Source organism: Phytohabitans maris, from assembly GCF_031085175.1.
Lineage (GTDB): Bacteria > Actinomycetota > Actinomycetes > Mycobacteriales > Micromonosporaceae > Phytohabitans > Phytohabitans maris.
This window is the reverse complement of record NZ_JAVHUY010000010.1, coordinates 172,077-189,591: the sequence shown is the minus strand read 5'-3', so window position 1 is coordinate 189,591 and position 17,515 is coordinate 172,077. Positions and strand designations below refer to the sequence as shown.

Genomic DNA, 17,515 nt, shown 5'->3' with positions numbered 1-17,515 from the left:
AGCTTGAGAGGAGCTTCGATCACCAGCCCGGGCACAACATCAGGGGCGCCCTGGCGAGGGGCGCCCCTGACTCTGTTCGTGTTGCGGCCTAGGCGGTCGGCGGGACGCCGCCGTCGCCATCCACGACCTGGTCCGGCGTACCGTCTTCGTCCAGGTCGGTCATCGTGACGTTGACCTTGCCGTCTCCGTCGGTGTCGAACTGGTACAGGTCGGTCTTGCCGTCGCCGTCGGTGTCGGCGGCCCACAAGTCGGTCCGGCCGTCCTTGTTGGTGTCCATCTTCAGCAGGTCGACGCGCTCGTCGCCCCGGGTGTCCACCGTCTCCTGCGGCTCGCTCATGATCGTCCTCGCTTAGGGTGTCGTCAGTCCTACGGCACCCTAAGGGTCGGTGACGATCCGTGCCAGCCGAGCCGGTCGTCAGCTCGCGGCGTACGGGTTGACGGGCTGCTGCTCGGGCGTGCCGTCCTGGTTGGCGTCGGTCACGGCCACGTCGGGCGTGCCGTCGTGGTTGGTGTCGACGAAGGCCACGTCCGGCTTGCCGTCGTAGTCGACGTCGGCGATCCAGGTGTCGGCCTTGCCGTCGTAGTCGGTGTCGAGCGTGACGTGGTCGACCTTGTTGTCGTCGTTCAGGTCGGCGGCGGCGTAGTCGACCCGCCCGTCGGCGTTGGTGTCGGCGAACGCGGCGTCCAGGTCGCCGTCGTCGTCGTAGTCCTTCAGGATGGTGTCGAGGCGGCCGTCGTGGTTGCTGTCCACATAGGCCGTGTCGGCGTACCCGTCGCTGTCCGAGTCGTGCTGCACGACGTCCGCGTACCCGTCGCCGTCGAGGTCGACCACCACGTCGGTGGAACCGTCCGGGTTGTGCTGGACGATCGAGTCCGGCTCGCCGTAGTGCGGCTCCTCGTACTGCGGGGTGTCGTGGCCGTAGGGCGGCGTGTCGTGGGTCGGCTGGTCGTAGCCGGGCTCGTGGCCGCCGTCGCCGGCGCCACCGAAGCCCTCGTGCCCGGTGTCCGGGGTGTCGGCCAGGGTCGGGTCGTCGAACTCGCTCATCGTGGGCTCCGTTTCCGTATTTGCTTCGTTGATGAGGGAACCGTACGGCGCCGGCACCCCCCGGGGGATCCCGGAAACGTGCCACCCGAGACGACTAGTGGCGGACCTCAGGGTGGCAGCAGTCCGGGGTGATGGGCGGTGATCGAAGCTCCCCTCAAGTCGCTCTAACGACTTGAGGGGAGCTTCGATCACAGACGTGCTCTCTAGTGGCGCAGCTCGACGCCAGCCGCGACCAGGGCCTTGATGACGTTCGCCGACTCGCCGAAGCCGATCACCAGTACCGCGTCCGCCTTGAAGTCCTTGATCTCCTTGGCCCCCGCGCCGAAGTCGAGCGTGGCGGCCGAGTCAGCGGGCGGGTCGTAGGTCAGCAGTTTCACGTTGCTCGCGTTGACGCCGGCCTTCTCCAGCTCGGCACGGACGTTGCCCTGCAGGCCCTCGCCGTACGAGTCCTTGCGGGCCACGATCGCGATGTGCTGCGGCCCGTCCCGCATGATCACGTCGGCGAGCGCCTTGCCCTGCAGCAGGTCGGAGGGGGCGGTACGGAAGTAGAGGCCCTTGTCGTCGATCTCGCTCAGCCCGGCGTCGGTGTTGCAGGGCGAGAAGAGGATCAGACCGGCCTTGACCACATCCGGGAGCACGGCCCGGGAGATGCCCGAGGCGCCCGCGCCGATGATCACGTGTACCCCGGCGGCGACATGCGACGCCACCGTCTGCTTCGCCTTCTCCGGGTTGGTGCCGTCGTCGCCGTCGATCCACTCGACCGGCTGGCCGAGCACGCCACCGGCCGCGTTGACGTCGCGGATCGCGAGGGCCGAGCCGGCCGCCAGCGGCGGGTTTGCCAGCGCCAGGTCACCGGTCTGCGGCAGCAGGCCACCGATCTTCAGCGGCGCGCCGGTCTCCGCCTCGTCGCGCCCGTCCGTGGAGCGCGGGGCCGGTGAGCGCTTGGTGGTGGTGGTCGACTCGTCGCCCGCGCCGACGAACTCCGTCTTGCCGTCGTCGAGCTTGTCGCTGGAGTCGAAGTGCAGCGTCGCGTAGCTCGCGGTGGACGGCTCGCCGGCGTCGGTGAAGCCGCCACGCTTGAGCGAGACCCCGCGGTACTCGATGTCTTTGCCGGCGCGCGCGAGAGCGAGGCAGCCCTTCGCCGTGTCGCAGCGCTCACCCTCCGTGGTCACGCCGTTGACGTACTTTGCGATCTCACCAGGATCGGTGCTGCCGGCGAGCTGGGCGGCGAGCGCGCTGATCACCACGGCGTCGTAGCTCTCGCCCGCGTACACGTAGTCGCCCAGGTCGGCGTCGACCGAGCGGAGCCGGCTCTTGAAGTCGTCGGAGAGCGGCGTCAGGGGCGTGGTGCCCTTCATGCCGGCGAGCGTGCCGGCCAGGTCCTTGAACTCGTCTCCGAACGAGTTGATCATGTTGCCGTCCGCTCCGTAGAGGCGAACGGGACCGGTTGGGGTCTCCTCCGGCGTGTCGTCCGTCCTTCCGCAGCCCGCGATGGCGAGCATGAACGCGGTGCAGGCGGCGATGGCAGCGCTGCGCGAGCGGTACATGGCCTGTCCTCCCTCCCCGGGGGTCGGCGGGGGTCCGCTGGGGACACTAGCGTGCCGCCGGTACGCAGTGTGACTGTGGTCGCTGGCCATTCTCGTACGCGGGGGTAACCTGCGCTGCGTGGAACCTGCGACGGACGTCTCACCTGGGCCGCACCGGCTCGATCCGGGCGCGCTCGCCAACCGGATGGGGATCGTCATCCTGGAGGCGGCGCCCGAGCGGGTGGTCGGCACGATGCCCGTGGAGGGCAACACCCAGCCGATGGGACTGCTGCACGGCGGCGCATCGGCGGTACTGGCCGAGACGCTCGGCTCGTTCGGCGCGGTCATGCACGGAAGTACGATCGGCCGCCCCCTCGCGGTTGGCGTCGATCTCAACGCGACCCACCACAAAGGCCTGCGCGGCGGCACCGTGACCGGCGTGGCCACCCCGGTGCACCTCGGCGGCACCATCGCCACGTACGACATCGTCATCACCGACGAAAAGGGCGACCGCGTCTGCACGGCCCGGCTGACCTGCCTGCTGCGCGGGGCGTAGCTTTGGGCTACCGCGACGTCCGTTGTGGTCCAGACCGTTGCGCGGGGCCCCCGGGGAAACGTGGAGCGCAGCGGAGCGTTTTCTTGGGGTGCGTTCCCGCGGCCTCACCCTCCGCGCTTGTCGCGCTTTAGCGGCCGTTGGCCGCACGGCCCCCGGGTGATCGTGGTATTCCAGTGCCCCTCTGGGGGCACCCAAGTACCACGATCTCGATGACCATCCCCGCAGCGTCCGGGGGTGTTGTGGCTTTCACCGAGCGCGTCTTGACCCGGCGGCATACCCTTCGGCTCGTGACGGATGTTCCGCCCGAGGCGTTGGACGATGCCGCCCAGGTGCTCCGCAGCGCGCTGGCCGGCGACAGTGACGCCGTCGTCGGAGCCTTCGACGCGGTGGTCGACCGGTCCGGCGTGGCCGGCGCCTACGACGTGGCCTGGTGCTTAGCGGCCACCATGGTCGGCGACAACGTGCAGCAGGGCCGCTGGACGCTAGACTTCCCCGGCATCGACGAGGCCCGCTACGACGCCCGTTGGGTCGCCAGATTCGTCAGCGCGTACGCGAACGCCGACGCCTCGACCGGCGAGGCCCTCTTCGGCGCCGCCCTCGCCGACGGCCAGCTCCCCGAGTGCCTCCTGACCCTGGCCGGCTCCGCCGTAGCCACCCTCCGCCGCCGCGCTGCCTAGCGCTCGGACGCTACGTTCACCGCCGCTACTTCGGCCGCTGGTCGTCTGGGCCCGCCGCAACCCATGTCCTTGGCGTCACCCGCGCCGGGCGAGGTCGCGGAAAGCAAAACGCCCACCGGCGTAACCGCTGGTGGACGTTGCTGTAGCCCGGCGAAAGGCTATGTGGCCAGGGGCGGGGTCGAACCGCCGACCTTCCGATTTTCAGTCGGACGCTCGTACCAACTGAGCTACCTGGCCAGGGTCTCGGCTCATGCAACCGCGGTCCTGACGGGACTTGAACCCGCGACCTCCGCCTTGACAGGGCGGCGAGCACTCCGACTGCTCCACAGGACCTTGCTCTCCGGCTGGGCCGGACCGTGCCCCCAACGGGATTCGAACCCGTGCTACCGCCTTGAAAGGGCGGCGTCCTGGGCCACTAGACGATGAGGGCGGGCCCCGCCATCATTGCACATCGCAAGTCTGGCAGCTTTGCTCCCATCCGGCCCCGCCGGAGGCTTCGAAAGCATACGCGACATGCGACCCTCCCTCCAAACCGATACTGGGCGCGTCACATTCCCCCGCAGATCGCTACAAGATCGGCGGCTGCGGCGCAGGCGGGGGCGCCCAGCGCGAGATCAGGTCCGGGGCGCAGCCACGCTCAGCGGAGCAGGACGATCCCGTACTTGCGTTTGAGCTCACCCACGAGGGACGGGCAGGCGGCCAGCGTGGCGGCGCGGTCGCCGCCGCCGTCGTGCAGCAGCACGATGGAGCCGGGGCGGGCCTGGTTGATGACCCGGGTGCGGATGGCCTCGGCGCTCGGCTTCTTCCAGTCCAGCGGGTCGACGTCCCAGCCCAGCGGCGTCATGCCCAGCTCGCGGGCGACCTTGATGGCCGCCGCCGTCCACATGCCGCCGGGGTGGCGGAAGAATGTGATTTTGGCGCCAGGCACGGCGCGCCGGATCTCGCGGTTGGTGGCGTCGAGGTTGGCGCGGATCTCGGCCTCGGGCTTGGTGCCCAGGTCGAGCTCGTGGTGCCAGGTGTGGTTGCACAGCGTGTGGCCCTCGCGGACGATCCGCTGGACCAGCGCCGGGTACTGATGCACCTCCGTGCCGACCAGGCAGAACGTCGCCTTCACGCCCACCTTGCGCAGCATGTCGAGCACCTTCGGCGTCCACGTGGGGTGCGGGCCGTCGTCGAAGGTCAGGGCGATCTTCTTGCTGCCGGTGAGCCGCCGGGTCTCGATCGAGCCGCCGGCGGCAGGGGGCTTGGGCGCCTTCGGCGACGGGGTACCGCCCCCGGGCGAGGTCGACGGCGACGGCGACGGGGTGCCGGGCGGGGCGGATGTCGAGGGGGCGGCCGGCATGCCGGGGCCGGTCTCCACGAGGAGCGTTTCGACTGGGCCGCGGCCGAGCGCCCAGCGGCCACCGACCAGCAGCGCAAGTACGACCAGCGCGCTGACGATGGCGGCTCGGTGGGTCACGTCGCGTACTCCCGGCGGTTCGGGAACAGAGCGACAAAACCCTACTAGAGTGCCTGCTGAGAATCGAGATTCAGCTTTTCCAGTACCCCAACCAGCCACGGAGCGTAGTCGTCGGGCCGCGCGCCGATCCCCGCCCGGGCCTCGTCGAGCGGTACCCATCGCAGCTCGGCCACCTCGGCCGGGTCGGGGCTCATCGGGTGGTCGGCGTCGACGTGGCCGAGCAGCACGTGGTCGTACTCCACCTCGACGCGGCCGGTGACCGGGTCCTCGGCACGGTACACGTGCACGCCCAGCTCGGTCAGGGGCAGCGGCGCCACCCCAAGCTCCTCGCCGAGCCGCGCGTTGGCCGCCTCGGTGACCGGCTGGCCGGGCGCCGGGTGGCCGCAGCAGGCGTTGCCCCAGCGCAGCGGGAAGCGGGTCTTGACGGCGGCCCGGCGCTGCAGCAGCACCCGCCCGTCGGGGTCGGCGAGCAGCACCGAGAACGCCCGGTGCAGCATGCCCGGCGCGCGGTGCGCCGCGTCGACGGTGGCCTGGCCCACGGGGTACCCGCCGTCGTCCACCAGCTCGACGAGGTGGGCCTCACGGTCGGCGGTCACGTGGCACGCCCCGTGACCCGCTGGGCGGCGAGCTTGCCGGAGATGAGGACCATGGGCACCCCCACGCCGGGCTGCGTGCCCGAGCCGACGAAGACGACGTTGTCCAAAGTGGAATGCAGATTGCCCGGGCGGAACGGGCCGGTCTGCGAGAACGTGTGCGCGGCGGCGAACGGGGTGCCCGCCGCCATCCCCTGATCCGCCCAGTCGGCCGGCGTGACCACATGGGACACTTCCACGCCCGCGCCGAATCCCTTGTAGCCGCGAGCCTCCAGCACCTCGACGAGCTCTGCGGCGTACCGCTCGCCGAGGCCGCCGCGCCAGTCGAGGTCGCGGCCGGCGGCCAGGTTGGGCACCGGGGCGAGCACGTAGTAGGTCTGGCGGCCCGCCGGCGCCAGCGAAGGGTCCATGCGGCTGGGGTTGGTGACCAGCAGCGACGGGTCGGACATCAGGCGGCCGTCCCGGATCACCTCGTCGAACGCGGCTTCCCACGTACGTCCGAAGTGGAGGTTGTGGTGCGCGATCCGGCCGTACTCCTGTGTGGATCCAATGTGGAGCACCACGCACGACGGCGAGTAGCGCAGCGGGCGCTGGCGTTCCGGCGGCAGCAGGTCGCGGCGGGCGACCGGCATGTCGGGGTTGAGCACCACGACGTCGGCCGGTATCCGCTCGCCGTCGCCGGTGCGCACGGCGACCGCGCGGCCGGCGGAGGTCTCCACGCGGGTGACCGTGGTGCCGTACCGGATCTGGACGCCGTGCTTTTCCGCCGCGCCGGCCAGCGCCTTCGGCACCGCGTGGACGCCGCCACGCGGGAAGTACACGCCGGCGACCGAGTCGAGGTACGCGATGACGGCGTAGATGGCGAGCGCGTCGCGCGGGGCGAGGCCGGCGTACATCGCCTGGAACGAGAAGGCGCGCCGGGTGCGCGGGTCGGCGAAGAACTGGTCGACCTTCGCCTGCAGCCGCCCGAACGCCCCCATCGAGAGCAGCCGCAGCAGGTTGGCGGTGAGCAGGTCGGTGGGGGAGTCGAGGTTGCGCTCGACGAAGTCTGCCCGCTCCACCTGCCACAGCCGCCGGGCGTACTCGACGAAGCGCCGGTAACCGTCCGCTTCGGACGGTCCGCAGACCCGGGCCACCTCCTCCGCCATCCGCTCGGGCTCGGTGACGACGTCCAATGTGGAACCGTCCGGGTAGTGCGCGCGGTACGCCGGGTCGAGGCGGTGCAGCTCCAGCCAGTCGGTCAGCCGCTCGCCCACCGCCTCGAGCGGCTCGGCGATCAGGTCCGGCATGGTGAGGACGGTCGGGCCGGTGTCGAACTCGTAGCCGGACACGCTCAGCCGCCCGGCGCGCCCACCGGGCACCGCCTCGCGTTCGAGCACGGTGACCTGCCGCCCGGCGCCCGCGAGGTGCAGGGCGCAGGCGAGACCACCAAGGCCGGCACCGACGACCACTACCCGATCGGTCCGTCCACTCACGCGACGCACGCGATCGAGCGTAGCGACCACCTGCGGAAATGCCGTAGGGCTCCGGAAGGCCGGCGATCCGCGTCACCCGTTGGTGGCATGCTGGCGACATGGCGCGGCAGGTGGACATCGTGGTCGTGGGGCTGGGCGTCGGCGGTGAGGAGGTAGCCGGCAGGCTGGCCGAGGCGGGCCTCTCGGTCGTCGGCGTCGAGCACAACCTGGTCGGCGGCGAGTGCCCGTACTGGGGGTGCGTGCCCAGCAAGATGATGATCCGGGCGGGCAACGCGCTGGCCGAGGCGCGGCGGGTCGAGCTGCTGGCCGGGCAGGCGCGGGTGGAGCCCGACTGGGCGCCGGTCGCCAAGCGCATCCGCGAGGAGGCCACCGATACCTGGGACGACACGGTCGCCGTCGACCGGTTCACCGGCAAAGGCGGGCATTTCGTGCGGGGGTACGGCACGCTGGCCGGCCCCGGCCGGGTCGAGGTGGGCGGCGACATCTACGAGGCGCGGCGGGGCATCGTGCTCGGCACCGGCACCTCCGCGGTTATCCCGCCGATCGAGGGCTTGGCGGGTACGCCGTACTGGACGAACCGCGAGGCCATCGAGGTGGAGGAGCTGCCCGCCTCGCTGGCGGTGCTGGGCGGCGGCGCGGTCGGGCTGGAGCTGGCGCAGGTGTTCGCCCGCTTCGGCGTACGGGTCACGGTCATCGAGGCGCTCGACCGCCTCCTCGCGCTGGAGGAGCCGGAGTCGTCCGAGCTGGCCGCGGCGGCGCTCGGCCGGGACGGCGTGGAGCTGCGCACCGGCACGCGGGCGGAGCGGATCGGGTACGAGGGCGGCGAGTTCACCGTGCACCTGAGCGGCGGTGCCCCGGTCGTCGCGGAGAAGCTGCTGGTGGCGATCGGTCGGCGGGCGCAGCTCGGCGAGCTGGGACTGGAGTCGGTGGGGCTCGACTCGGCGGCCGAGCAGATCGAGGTGGACGGCCGGATGCGGGCCGCCGACGGGATCTGGGCGGTCGGCGACGTCACCGGGCACGGGGCGTTCACGCACGTGGCGATGTACCAGGCCGGCATCGCGGTCCGCGACATCCTGGGCCAGGAGGGACCGGCGGCGGACTACCGGGCGGTGCCGCGGGTGACGTTCACCGACCCGGAGATCGGCGCGGTGGGGCTGACCGAGGCGCAGGCGCGGGAGCGCGGCATCCCGGTGCGCGTCGGTCTGTCCCAGGTGCCCAGCTCGGCGCGGGGCTGGATCCACAAGGCGGGCAACGACGGGTTCGTCAAGCTGGTCGCCGACGCCGAGCGGGACGTGCTCATCGGCGCGACCTCCGCAGGCCCGGTCGGCGGCGAGGTGCTCGCCCCGCTCACGCTTGCGGTGAAGGCCGAGGTGCCGCTGGAGACGTTGCGCCAGATGATTTACGCATATCCCACTTTTCACCGCGCAATTGAGGATTCCTTGCGTGATCTGCGTTAAGAAATCGCCAGCGGGCTGGTCAGCGGTGTCAGTTCTTGCAGCGCGCTGCCGTACGATTTCGCCGTGAGCGACAGAGCTGGCGCGGAGACACCGTGACACGACGCCTTACCGAGGTCGCCAAGAAGGCGGGGGTCAGCGAGGCCACCGTGAGCCGCGTGCTCAACGGCCGCGAGGGCGTGTCCGAGGCGACCCGGGCCGCGGTGCTGACCGCGCTCGACGTGCTCGGCTACGAGCGCCCGTCCAAGCTGCGCGGCGAGCGTGCCCGGCTGGTCGGCCTGGTCCTGCCCGAGCTGCAAAACCCGATCTTTCCGGCGCTGGCCGAGGCGGTGACCGGGGCGCTGGTGCAGCGCAGCCTCTCGCCGATCCTCTGCGCCCGTACGATCGGCGGTGTCTCCGAGACCGACTTCCTGGAGATGCTGCTGGAGCACCAGGTGTCCGGCGTGATCTTCGCCGGCGGCAATTACGCGATGGCCGATGCGCCGCACGACCACTACCGCACGCTCCGCGAGCGGGGGCTGCCGGCGGTACTTGTCAACGCGGGTGTCGAGGGGCTGGGCTTCCCGAGCGTCTCGACGGACGACGCGGTGGCGGTGGAGCAGGCGTTCGCGCATCTGGTGTCGCTCGGCCACCAGAAGGTCGGCGCGCTGCTCGGCCCGGAGGACCACGTGCCCTCCCGCCGCAAGCTCGACGCGCTCGTGGCCGCCGCCAAGGGCACCCCGGACGTGACCTGCGAGGTCGAGCGCGCGAGCTTTTCGATGGAGGGCGCGCGGCCGGCGGCCACCCGGCTGGCCGAGCGGGGCGTGACCGGCATCCTCTGCGCCAGCGACGTGCTCGCCCTCGGCGCCGTGCGGGCGGTTCGCCGCCTGGGCAAGCGGGTGCCGCAGGAGATGTCGATCGTCGGCTACGACGACTCCGCGATCATGACCTGCACCGACCCGCCGCTGACCACCGTCCGGCAGCCGATCGAGGCGATGGGCCAGTCGGTCGTCGACCTGCTCGTGCAGCAGATGGAGGGGGTCGGGGTGCCGCCCGAGGAGCTGTTCTTCGAGCCGGAGCTCGTCGTCCGGGGTTCGACCGCCCCGGCACCCAGGGGCTGACCGGCCAAACCCGAGCCTGACCAGGGCGTCCCACCAACCAGTGGGGCGCCCTGGTTGTTTCTACCCAACGTCGCGCTTCTTTCAGAAAGCAGTCGAGTTATTGCGTACTCAAGTTTGGCTTTGTATCGTCGTCGTCACGAAACCTGGCAGGCGCGAACCCGCAGGCGCGAACCCCCGGGCGCGAGTCCGTCGCGAACCCCGCAGGCGGCGAGTCTGGAAGATCACCACGACAGAGTCGAGGTAACGAATGTCCACAGCAGCCAACTGGTGGCGCGGCGCCGTCATCTACCAGGTCTATCCGCGCAGCTTCGCCGACGGAAACGGTGACGGGATCGGTGACCTGGCGGGGATCCGGGCGCGCCTGGACCACCTGGTCGAGCTCGGTGTGGACGCGGTGTGGCTGAGCCCGTGGTACCCGTCACCCATGGCCGACGCCGGCTACGACGTGGCCGACTTCCGCGACATCGACCCGGTCTTCGGCACGCTCGACGAGGCCGAGGCGCTGATCGCGGAAGCGCACGAGCGGGGCATCCGGATCATCATCGACATCGTCCCCAACCACTGCTCCAGCGCGCATCCGTGGTTCGAGGCGGCGCTGGCCGGCGGCCCGGAGCGGGAGCTCTTCTGGTTTCGCCCCGGTCGCGGCCCCAACGGTGACCAGCCCCCGACCGACCTGCGCTCCATCTTTGGCGGCTCGGCCTGGACCCGCGTCGCCGACGGCGAGTGGTACCTGCACCTGTTCGCGCCGGAGCAGCCCGACTTCAACTGGGCCCACCCGCGGGTGCGCGCGGAGTTCGAAGACATCCTGCGCTTCTGGCTCGACCGTGGCGTCGACGGCATCCGCATCGACTCGGCCGCCTTGCCGGTAAAGGATCCGGCGCTCGACGGCATCGAGGCGTACACCGACCAGGACGGGGTGCACGACATCTACCGTTCGTGGCGGCGGGTCGCGGACAGCTACCCCGGCGACCGGGTCCTGATCGGCGAGGTGTGGTTACCCGACCGGGAACGCTTCACCAACTACCTACGGGCCGACGAGCTGCACACCGCCTTCAACTTCGACTTTCTCTGCTGCCCCTGGGACGCGGCGGCGCTGCGCGAGTGCGTGGACGCGACGCTGAGCGCGCACGCGCCGGTCGGGGCGGCGGCCACCTGGGTCCTCTCCAACCACGACGTCACCCGCCACGTGACCCGGTACGGGCGGGTGGACAGCTCGTTCAGCTTTGCCGGCAAGCGTGAGGGTGTCGCGGCCGACCTGCAGCTCGGCGGCGTACGGGCCCGGGCGGCGGCGCTGCTCACGCTCGCGCTGCCCGGCTCGGCGTACGTCTACCAGGGCGAGGAGCTGGGGCTCTGGGAGGTCGAGGACATCCCGTACGAGCTGCGCCAGGACCCGATGTGGCACCGCTCCGGACACACCGACCCCGGTCGCGACGGCTGCCGCGTGCCGCTGCCGTGGTCCGGGATGGAGCCGCCATTCGGGTTTAGTCCGGCTGGCGCTGCGGCGGCACCGTGGCTCCCCCAACCGCCGGACTGGAAGGATCGCACGGTGCAGGCGCAGTCCGGTGACCCGTACTCCATGTTGGAGCTTTATCGGAAGGCGTTGCGGATCCGGCGCGCGGAGCCTGCCCTCGGCGATGGCCGCATGGTTTGGTTGCCGGCGCCGGACGGCGTCCTCGCCTTCGCCCGGGAGCCCGAGGCCGCGCGCGAGGCTGGCTTCGCGTGTGTGCTCAACCTGTCGGCGGCGGCCGTGCCGCTGCCCGCGCACGGCGAGGTGCTGCTCGCGAGCGGCCCCCTGGACGGTGCCGCGCTGCCCGTCGACACCGCGGCCTGGCTACGTCTCGACAGCTAGGCCTTCGAGCGGTTTGTGGGTGGTCCGCCACCGCCGGGACAGTGGCGGCCACTCACAAACCCCTTTCACCCATTCGGGTATCTTCGTCATCTTGATCACCGGAAGACAGCATGATGCACCTTGGTTCGGTACACGAGAAACGGGGTGTTCATGAAGCTTGGTCACGTTTTCGCGGCTGCCGCCGTGGCCGCCGCGCTGGTGTTGACCGGCGCGCCCGCCGCTATCGGCGCCGAGCGCAAGCCATCGGTATCCGTCATCGCCAGCGGCCTGGACAACCCACGCGGGATCGCGGTGGGCAAGGGCGGCTGGCTGTACGTCGCGGAGGCCGGCCGGGGCGGGGACGGCCCCTGTATCGACGGCCCGGAAGGTGACCGGCAGTGCCTCGGCGACAGCGCGGCGCTGACCGCGGTCCCGCCACGGCTCGACCGCTACGCGAAGCCGCACCGCGTGATCACCGGTCTGCCGTCGCTCGCCAACGAGGACGGCGGCTCGGCGATCGGCCTGCACGACATCTCGCCGGCCGGCACCGGCCTGGTCGCCACGATCGGCGGCGCCTTCAACCTGGAGACGCGCGAACTCCTCGGCGCCGGCGGGCGACTCATGGGCCACGTCGTGGCCCTGCGTCCGGGGGTGCGGGCCGGCGCGGTCAAGCCGATCGCGGACCTCAACGCGTACGAGGCGAGGAAGAACCCCGACCAAGGCGACCCGGGCAGTGCGGTCGACTCCAACCCGTACGGGATCCTGGCCACACCGTTCGGCGCGTTCGCCACGGACGCGGGCGGCAACGACCTGCTCAGGGTCGGCAAGCGCGGCAAGGTGTCCACAGTGGCGACCTTCCCGGCCCGGCTGGTCACCGCGCCGCCGATCCCCGACCTGCCGCCGCAGATCCCGATGCAGGCGGTGCCGACGAGCGTGACGTGGGGCCCGGATGGCGCGCTCTACGTGGGCGAGCTGACCGGCTTCCCGTTCCAGAAGGGCGCCGCGCGGGTGTGGCGGATCGTGCCGGGCAAGGCGCCCACGGTGTACGCGACGGGGTTCACCAACATCGTCGACCTCGCCTTCGACCGGCGGGGCCGGCTGCTGGTGTTGCAGATCTCCAAGGAGGGGCTCCTCGCCGGTGACCCGAACGGCGCACTGATCCGCGTCGACAAGCGCGGTGGCGAGCGGACCGAACTCGCGGCCGGACGGCTGACCGCTCCCGGTGGCGTCGTGGTCGGCGGCGACGGCGCGATCTACGTCACCAACAAGTCGATCGTCGCGGGCGGTGGCGAGGTGCTGCGCATCCGCGCCTGACCTGCGGCTCCTTCTCTTTCAGGGCGTCTCGCTTCGGCGAGGCGCCCTGATCGTTGTCCGGCCCTTCTACGATCGGGGACCGGATGACTTCGAGGTGTGTCGTTGTGCGTGGGGTCACACGGATAACCGCTGTTCTGGTATAGAGATTTCACTTAGCGTTGAATTGCGTAAACCGTGGATGAAATCTCGGTGGGGGACGGCGATGGCAGTCACGGAAGGGATCACGCGGCCTGCCGCGGGTCCACAGACAGCACCACCTGTGAGGCCAGGGCCGGGTCGCTCCCGAGCGGCACGCCTACGCGAACTCGTTATCGAGGTGGTCTTGATCGCCTCGATGATGGTTATTTACCAGGGCATCCGGCATCTTGCCGACGGCCAATTGGGCGTTGCTTTCCGCCATGCGGATTGGGTTTGGGAGGTCGAACGGGCACTTCGCCTGCCCAGTGAGGCAGCGATCCAGCACTGGGCGCTCTCCTGGGGAGGGACGGCCCGCTTGGCCAACCTCTATTACGTCGGCGTCCATTTCCCCGGCACGATCGCGGCGATGGTGTGGCTCTGGATCCGGCACCGCCCCGACTACCTGCGCATGCGCACCGAGATGGCGCTCCTCACCGGGGCCGCGCTCTTCGTGCACGTCATCTTCCCGCTCGCACCCCCGCGGCTGGTCAGCAGCTTCGGGATGGTCGACACGATGATCCTCACCGGCCCTTCGGCGTACCCGGACAACAGCACCGACGGGGTGGCCAACCAGTTCGCCGCGATGCCCTCGCTGCACGTCGGCTGGGCATTGCTCGTGGCGATCGCGGTGATCCGGGTGGGCACCAGCCGGTGGCGGTGGCTGGCGCTGGCACATCCGGCGCTGACCGTGAGCGTGGTGGTGATCACCGCCAACCACTACTGGCTCGACGGCATCGTGGCCGGGCTCCTGCTGGTGGGCGCGATCCGCCTGCTCGCCCTGCGCACCAGATACCCCGGCCGGTTGCCGGGGCAGCCACTGCCGAGCTTCTCCCGCGTCCTGCTCTAAGCCTTCGCGCTTTGCTGCGAAGCCTTGGCGCACCCCGCACCCCGCGCACCCCGCACCCCGCGCACCCCGCACCCCGCCGCGCACCGCCCCGCACTCGCATCCGCCGCGCTTTGCCGTGACGCGCTGGCACGCGGTGGGCCGCGCCTTGCCGCGACGCCTCCTGGGGCCGCGTGCGCTGCGCCCTGCCGAGAGGCCTTGGCGTGCGCGGCCGTGCTTTGCCGGGCCCACATCTTGACAGTGACAAGACTGGGTGGCACCGTAGACGTCATGGCTAGCGAACTTGAACGTGTCGGCACCGCGCAGCGGGAGTCGGTGGCCGCGCTGCTGGGTGACGCCCTCGCGGCGGGTTACCTGGAGACCGGGGAGTTCGGCGAGCGGTCCACGGCGGCATATGCCGCACGCACCCGGGGCGAGCTCGAGGCGCTCGTCGCCGACCTGCCCGCGGCCTGGGTGCGGAGCCGGGCCCGTGACCGCCGCCGCGAGCGGCAAGCCGCCGGCGCCCGGCTCGGGATGCGGGCACACGTCGCGGCATACATCGCAGGCTCGCTCCTCATGCTCGGCATCTGGGCGGCCGTCGGCATGAGCAGCGGCGCCTGGTACTTCTGGCCGGTCTGGCCCATCCTCGGCTGGGGCGTGGGCCTGCTGGGCCACGTCATCCCGGTGCGCGCGGTGCTGGAGGCCCAGACCCGCCGCCCGCTGCGCCGCTGAGCCCTCCCCACCCTCCTGCGGTTGATCAGGGACTTGATGGAGCGACACGCCGACCGGCACGCCCGCGAACTCCCTGATCAACTCCGTGGGGCGCGGCAGCGCGGGGGCGGCAGCGGGGGCTAGGGGCGGCGCGTGCGTTGGCGGCGTTTGTCGCGCAGGCCGAGCAGCACGCCGATCTGGGCGCCGACCAGGCTCGCCGCCGTCAGCACGGCGGTGACCGCGAGCGGCAGGTTGAGCCGTTCCTTCTCGCCCGGCCGGGCCTCACCCGCGTGCACCGGCTCGCGGGCGTCGTCGCCGTCCTGCACCGTGGGCGGCGGCGGGACGTACGGCACTGCCGGCTCCTCGGTGGCGGGGCGCCGCGTCTCCGAGCCGCCTCCACCGGGCAGCGGGCTCGGCGTCTGGCCCGCATCCGCGCCGTCCGGCTTTTCCGTCCCGTCCGGCTTTTCCGCACCGCCGGCCGCCGGTGGGGGAGCCGGCTTCTCCGCAGCTGGCGGGGGAGGCACCGAGACGAGGCCGGTCGCGTGCCGGCGTACCCCGCCGTCGGCCGCGCCCTCCGGCATGTGCAGCATCTGTCCCGGCCGGATCAGGTCGGGATCGCGGAGCTTGTTGAGCTTGGCCAGCTCCGGATAGCGGTCGAACTCCCCGAGGTACCGGTCGGCGATGTGGCCCAGGTAGTCGCCGCGCTCGACCCGGTAGACCGGCACCGGATCCTCGTCGGCGGCGGCCGCGGCGGTGCGCTCCCAGGCCGCGGCGGCAGGGGCGGAGACCGTCGCCGGTGTGTAGGGCGCCGCGGCGTACGAGGTGGGGGGCGCGGTCGCGGCGGCGGAGGCCATCGCCGGGCTCGCCCCGATGATCAGCGCGACGCCACCGATCAGGGCCGCCGCCATGCGCTGCTGGCGCCGCATGCCGGGCAGCCGGGGCACCGGGATGCGCAGCGCCCGGGCCGGGATCTCCACCAGCACCGACAGCGCGAACGTGGCCCAGCCCAGCCAACCCACCACCGCCAGGGCGCGCAGGAAGAGCTGCCCGTCGTCGCGGGTGGTGAGCGCGTCGCCGATCTCGGAGAGGGCGGGCACGTGGTCGGGCAGCGGGTTGCCGGCGAACACGGCCAGCGCGACCGGCGCGCCCACCAACAGTCCAATGAGGATGACGAGCGCACCCAGGCCCTTGACAACCTGTCGCAGACGCACGGCACCGCCTCCTTACTCGTCGGGCGTGGTGAGCAGCACCGCCGTGGCAGTGCCGGTCACCGTACTGGTGTCGGAGAAACCGAAGACATCGAGAAACTTGTTGTCGTACGTGACGGAGACCTCGACCTGGATCAGCGGCTCGCCGTCCGGGCCGGTGGAGAACGTCGGCGGCGGCCCACCCACCCCGGCGGCCGCCCGGTAGGCGTCGACGGCGGCGACCGCCCCGGCCTGGTCGATCTGGGTGGGGCCGCCCTCGATCGCCTGCGCCCGGTCGATCGCCTGGCCACCCGCGCGGGCCGCCTCGGCGGCGAGGTTGTGTGCGCGCTGGAGGGCCCCGAGCTGGCCGGCGCCGTCGTACGCCAGGCCGATGACCATGAGCATGCCGGCGAGCGCGATCGCCAGGAAGATGCTGACCCGCCCGTCGTCCCGAAGCCGCGCCCTCATCCGCGGCTCCGGTAGCGGTCGAGCGGCGAGACGTAGGTGGCCACGACCGTCTTGGCGCCCGGTACGCCCGGCATGACCAGGTCGGCGAAGGAGACTGTGCAGCTCACCGTGGCGGTAACCGTGGCCGGCTCACCCAGCTCTGCCCCGAACCCGCTGGTGTCGACCGCCACCTCCAGGCTGTCGCCGCAGTCCAGCCCCTGCGCGGCGAGGGTCGCGTTGGCCGCGGCCTCGCCGTCGGTCTCCGCGGCCGGCGCGGTACGGGCCAGCGACGCGGTGCGGGCGGCCTCGTGCGCGGCCAGGTCGACCGCGTTCTGCGCGATCGCGGTGCGGCCGGCCACCGCCGCCAGCACGATCAACATGAGGAACGCCGGCGCGAGGATGGCGATCTCGACCGACACCGAGCCCCGGGTCCGGATCGCACCGGGCGCCTGGGATGCGCGGCCAGCAGAGCCGCGGTCGGCCGGCGTCATGGCGACTCCTCGACGAAGCGCTCCACCGGGCCGCGGGCGGTCTGGCTGACCGTCCAGTCGATGCCGGGGATCACCGACACCACGCTCCCGGTCACCGTCGCCGTGACCTGGTCGTCGTCGCGGGCCACCTGTACGTCCCAGCCGACCAGCCATCCGCCGGTGTCGGCGATGAAGTCGCTCGCCTGGCCTTCGCCCGCCTCCGGCGAGACGCCGTTGAGCGTTCGGGTGGAGCTGACCGCGACCTGCGCCGCGTTGAGCGCCACCGCGCGGGCCAGGAACCACGCGCCCACCTGGATCGAGGCGAACGTGAGGATCAGGATCGCCGGAAACGCGATCGCCAGCTCGACGGGCGTCGCCCCCCGATCCCGACCGGCGGTCAACCGGCGCCGGACCGCGTCGGCGGCTCGGCGTACGCGGATGACCGTGCGGCGACGCATACCGGCTACGGCGCCGAGCCGATGGAGCCCATGAACGAGTCGACCAGGCCGCTCGCGGCCAGCACCACCGCGCCGGCCGCCGCTGCCAGGCCGGCGATGATGATGGCGGTCGGCACCGGGCTGTCACCCCGGTCGCGCTCGCCGGGACCGCGCAGCAGCGCGATCCGCGTCCACAACATCTTGATCATCGGTTTCCTCCCGGTCGAGGGCGGGTG

19 protein-coding genes and 3 tRNA genes are annotated in these 17,515 nt (G+C 71.6%); 8 read left to right on the top strand and 14 right to left on the bottom strand.

The window, feature by feature from the left end:
* Nucleotides 1–88: 88 nt before the first annotated feature.
* The 3 genes from RB614_RS13135 to RB614_RS13125 form a co-directional block, all read right to left on the bottom strand.
* On the bottom strand, nucleotides 89–337 hold the full coding sequence (locus RB614_RS13135; protein ID WP_308712737.1) for a hypothetical protein: 249 nt from the start codon (nucleotides 335–337) through the stop codon (nucleotides 89–91).
* 78 nt (nucleotides 338–415) lie between these two features.
* Entirely contained in the window at nucleotides 416–1,045 is a 630-nt protein-coding gene (locus RB614_RS13130) for a hypothetical protein (protein WP_308712736.1), read from the bottom strand.
* Between the two features lie 203 nt (nucleotides 1,046–1,248).
* Nucleotides 1,249–2,592, bottom strand: a complete 1,344-nt coding sequence (locus RB614_RS13125; protein ID WP_308712735.1) for an ABC transporter substrate-binding protein — start codon at nucleotides 2,590–2,592, stop codon at nucleotides 1,249–1,251.
* 184 nt (nucleotides 2,593–2,776) lie between these two features.
* Between RB614_RS13125 and RB614_RS13120 the strand changes: the two genes are divergently transcribed.
* On the top strand, nucleotides 2,777–3,127 hold the full coding sequence (locus RB614_RS13120; RefSeq protein ID WP_308712786.1) for a hotdog fold thioesterase: 351 nt from the start codon (nucleotides 2,777–2,779) through the stop codon (nucleotides 3,125–3,127).
* Between the two features lie 287 nt (nucleotides 3,128–3,414).
* Nucleotides 3,415–3,804, top strand: a complete 390-nt coding sequence (locus RB614_RS13115; RefSeq protein WP_308712734.1) for a hypothetical protein — start codon at nucleotides 3,415–3,417, stop codon at nucleotides 3,802–3,804.
* Nucleotides 3,805–3,967: 163 nt separating this feature from the next.
* On the opposite strand, the gene RB614_RS13110 is transcribed toward RB614_RS13115, so the two are convergent.
* The 6 genes from RB614_RS13110 to crtI form a co-directional block, all read right to left on the bottom strand.
* Nucleotides 3,968–4,041, bottom strand: a tRNA-Phe gene (locus RB614_RS13110).
* Nucleotides 4,042–4,063: 22 nt separating this feature from the next.
* Nucleotides 4,064–4,137: transfer RNA gene (locus tag RB614_RS13105), tRNA-Asp, on the bottom strand.
* Nucleotides 4,138–4,161: 24 nt separating this feature from the next.
* A tRNA-Glu gene (locus tag RB614_RS13100) sits at nucleotides 4,162–4,234 on the bottom strand.
* Between the two features lie 207 nt (nucleotides 4,235–4,441).
* On the bottom strand, nucleotides 4,442–5,263 hold the full coding sequence (locus tag RB614_RS13095; RefSeq protein ID WP_308712733.1) for a polysaccharide deacetylase family protein: 822 nt from the start codon (nucleotides 5,261–5,263) through the stop codon (nucleotides 4,442–4,444).
* Between the two features lie 44 nt (nucleotides 5,264–5,307).
* Nucleotides 5,308–5,859, bottom strand: a complete 552-nt coding sequence (gene idi / locus RB614_RS13090; RefSeq protein ID WP_308712732.1) for an isopentenyl-diphosphate Delta-isomerase — start codon at nucleotides 5,857–5,859, stop codon at nucleotides 5,308–5,310.
* Nucleotides 5,856–7,340: a phytoene desaturase family protein gene (gene crtI, locus RB614_RS13085; protein WP_308712731.1), complete on the bottom strand. Its 1,485-nt coding sequence runs from the start codon at nucleotides 7,338–7,340 to the stop codon at nucleotides 5,856–5,858. Before crtI ends, idi begins: the two co-directional genes overlap by 4 nt.
* 89 nt (nucleotides 7,341–7,429) lie before the next feature.
* Between crtI and RB614_RS13080 the strand changes: the two genes are divergently transcribed.
* The 6 genes from RB614_RS13080 (at nucleotide 7,430) to RB614_RS13055 (ending at nucleotide 14,759) form a co-directional block, all read left to right on the top strand.
* The gene (locus RB614_RS13080) at nucleotides 7,430–8,788 is read left to right on the top strand and encodes a dihydrolipoyl dehydrogenase family protein (RefSeq protein WP_308712730.1); all 1,359 of its coding nucleotides are present in this window, start codon (nucleotides 7,430–7,432) and stop codon (nucleotides 8,786–8,788) included.
* Between the two features lie 92 nt (nucleotides 8,789–8,880).
* Nucleotides 8,881–9,885, top strand: coding sequence for a LacI family DNA-binding transcriptional regulator (locus RB614_RS13075; RefSeq protein ID WP_308712729.1), 1,005 nt, complete (start codon nucleotides 8,881–8,883; stop codon nucleotides 9,883–9,885).
* Between the two features lie 247 nt (nucleotides 9,886–10,132).
* Nucleotides 10,133–11,734 carry a glycoside hydrolase family 13 protein gene (locus RB614_RS13070; RefSeq protein WP_308712728.1) on the top strand — a complete coding sequence of 534 codons (1,602 nt, stop codon included), beginning with the start codon at nucleotides 10,133–10,135 and terminating at the stop codon, nucleotides 11,732–11,734.
* 150 nt (nucleotides 11,735–11,884) lie between these two features.
* Nucleotides 11,885–13,027 (top strand): ScyD/ScyE family protein, encoded by a 1,143-nt coding sequence (locus tag RB614_RS13065; RefSeq protein WP_308712727.1) that lies wholly within the window; start codon nucleotides 11,885–11,887, stop codon nucleotides 13,025–13,027.
* 178 nt (nucleotides 13,028–13,205) lie between these two features.
* On the top strand, nucleotides 13,206–14,051 hold the full coding sequence (locus RB614_RS13060) for a phosphatase PAP2 family protein (protein WP_308712785.1): 846 nt from the start codon (nucleotides 13,206–13,208) through the stop codon (nucleotides 14,049–14,051).
* A 267-nt stretch (nucleotides 14,052–14,318) separates the two neighbouring features.
* Nucleotides 14,319–14,759, top strand: a complete 441-nt coding sequence (locus tag RB614_RS13055) for a DUF1707 domain-containing protein (RefSeq protein WP_308712726.1) — start codon at nucleotides 14,319–14,321, stop codon at nucleotides 14,757–14,759.
* Nucleotides 14,760–14,878: 119 nt separating this feature from the next.
* On the opposite strand, the gene RB614_RS13050 is transcribed toward RB614_RS13055, so the two are convergent.
* From RB614_RS13050 to RB614_RS13030, 5 genes are read right to left on the bottom strand one after another with little or no spacing between them, the layout of a single operon-like run.
* Entirely contained in the window at nucleotides 14,879–15,949 is a 1,071-nt protein-coding gene (locus RB614_RS13050; protein ID WP_308712725.1) for a LysM peptidoglycan-binding domain-containing protein, read from the bottom strand.
* Between the two features lie 12 nt (nucleotides 15,950–15,961).
* A complete protein-coding gene (locus RB614_RS13045; RefSeq protein WP_308712724.1) occupies nucleotides 15,962–16,393 on the bottom strand; it encodes a pilus assembly protein TadG-related protein in 432 nt (143 codons plus the stop codon).
* Nucleotides 16,390–16,863, bottom strand: a complete 474-nt coding sequence (locus RB614_RS13040; RefSeq protein ID WP_308712723.1) for a TadE/TadG family type IV pilus assembly protein — start codon at nucleotides 16,861–16,863, stop codon at nucleotides 16,390–16,392. The genes RB614_RS13045 and RB614_RS13040 overlap by 4 nt, the downstream gene beginning before the upstream one ends.
* The gene (locus RB614_RS13035; RefSeq protein WP_308712722.1) at nucleotides 16,860–17,300 is read right to left on the bottom strand and encodes a TadE/TadG family type IV pilus assembly protein; all 441 of its coding nucleotides are present in this window, start codon (nucleotides 17,298–17,300) and stop codon (nucleotides 16,860–16,862) included. The genes RB614_RS13040 and RB614_RS13035 overlap by 4 nt, the downstream gene beginning before the upstream one ends.
* Before the next feature lie 5 nt (nucleotides 17,301–17,305).
* On the bottom strand, nucleotides 17,306–17,488 hold the full coding sequence (locus tag RB614_RS13030) for a hypothetical protein (RefSeq protein WP_308712721.1): 183 nt from the start codon (nucleotides 17,486–17,488) through the stop codon (nucleotides 17,306–17,308).
* Nucleotides 17,489–17,515: the final 27 nt, after the last annotated feature.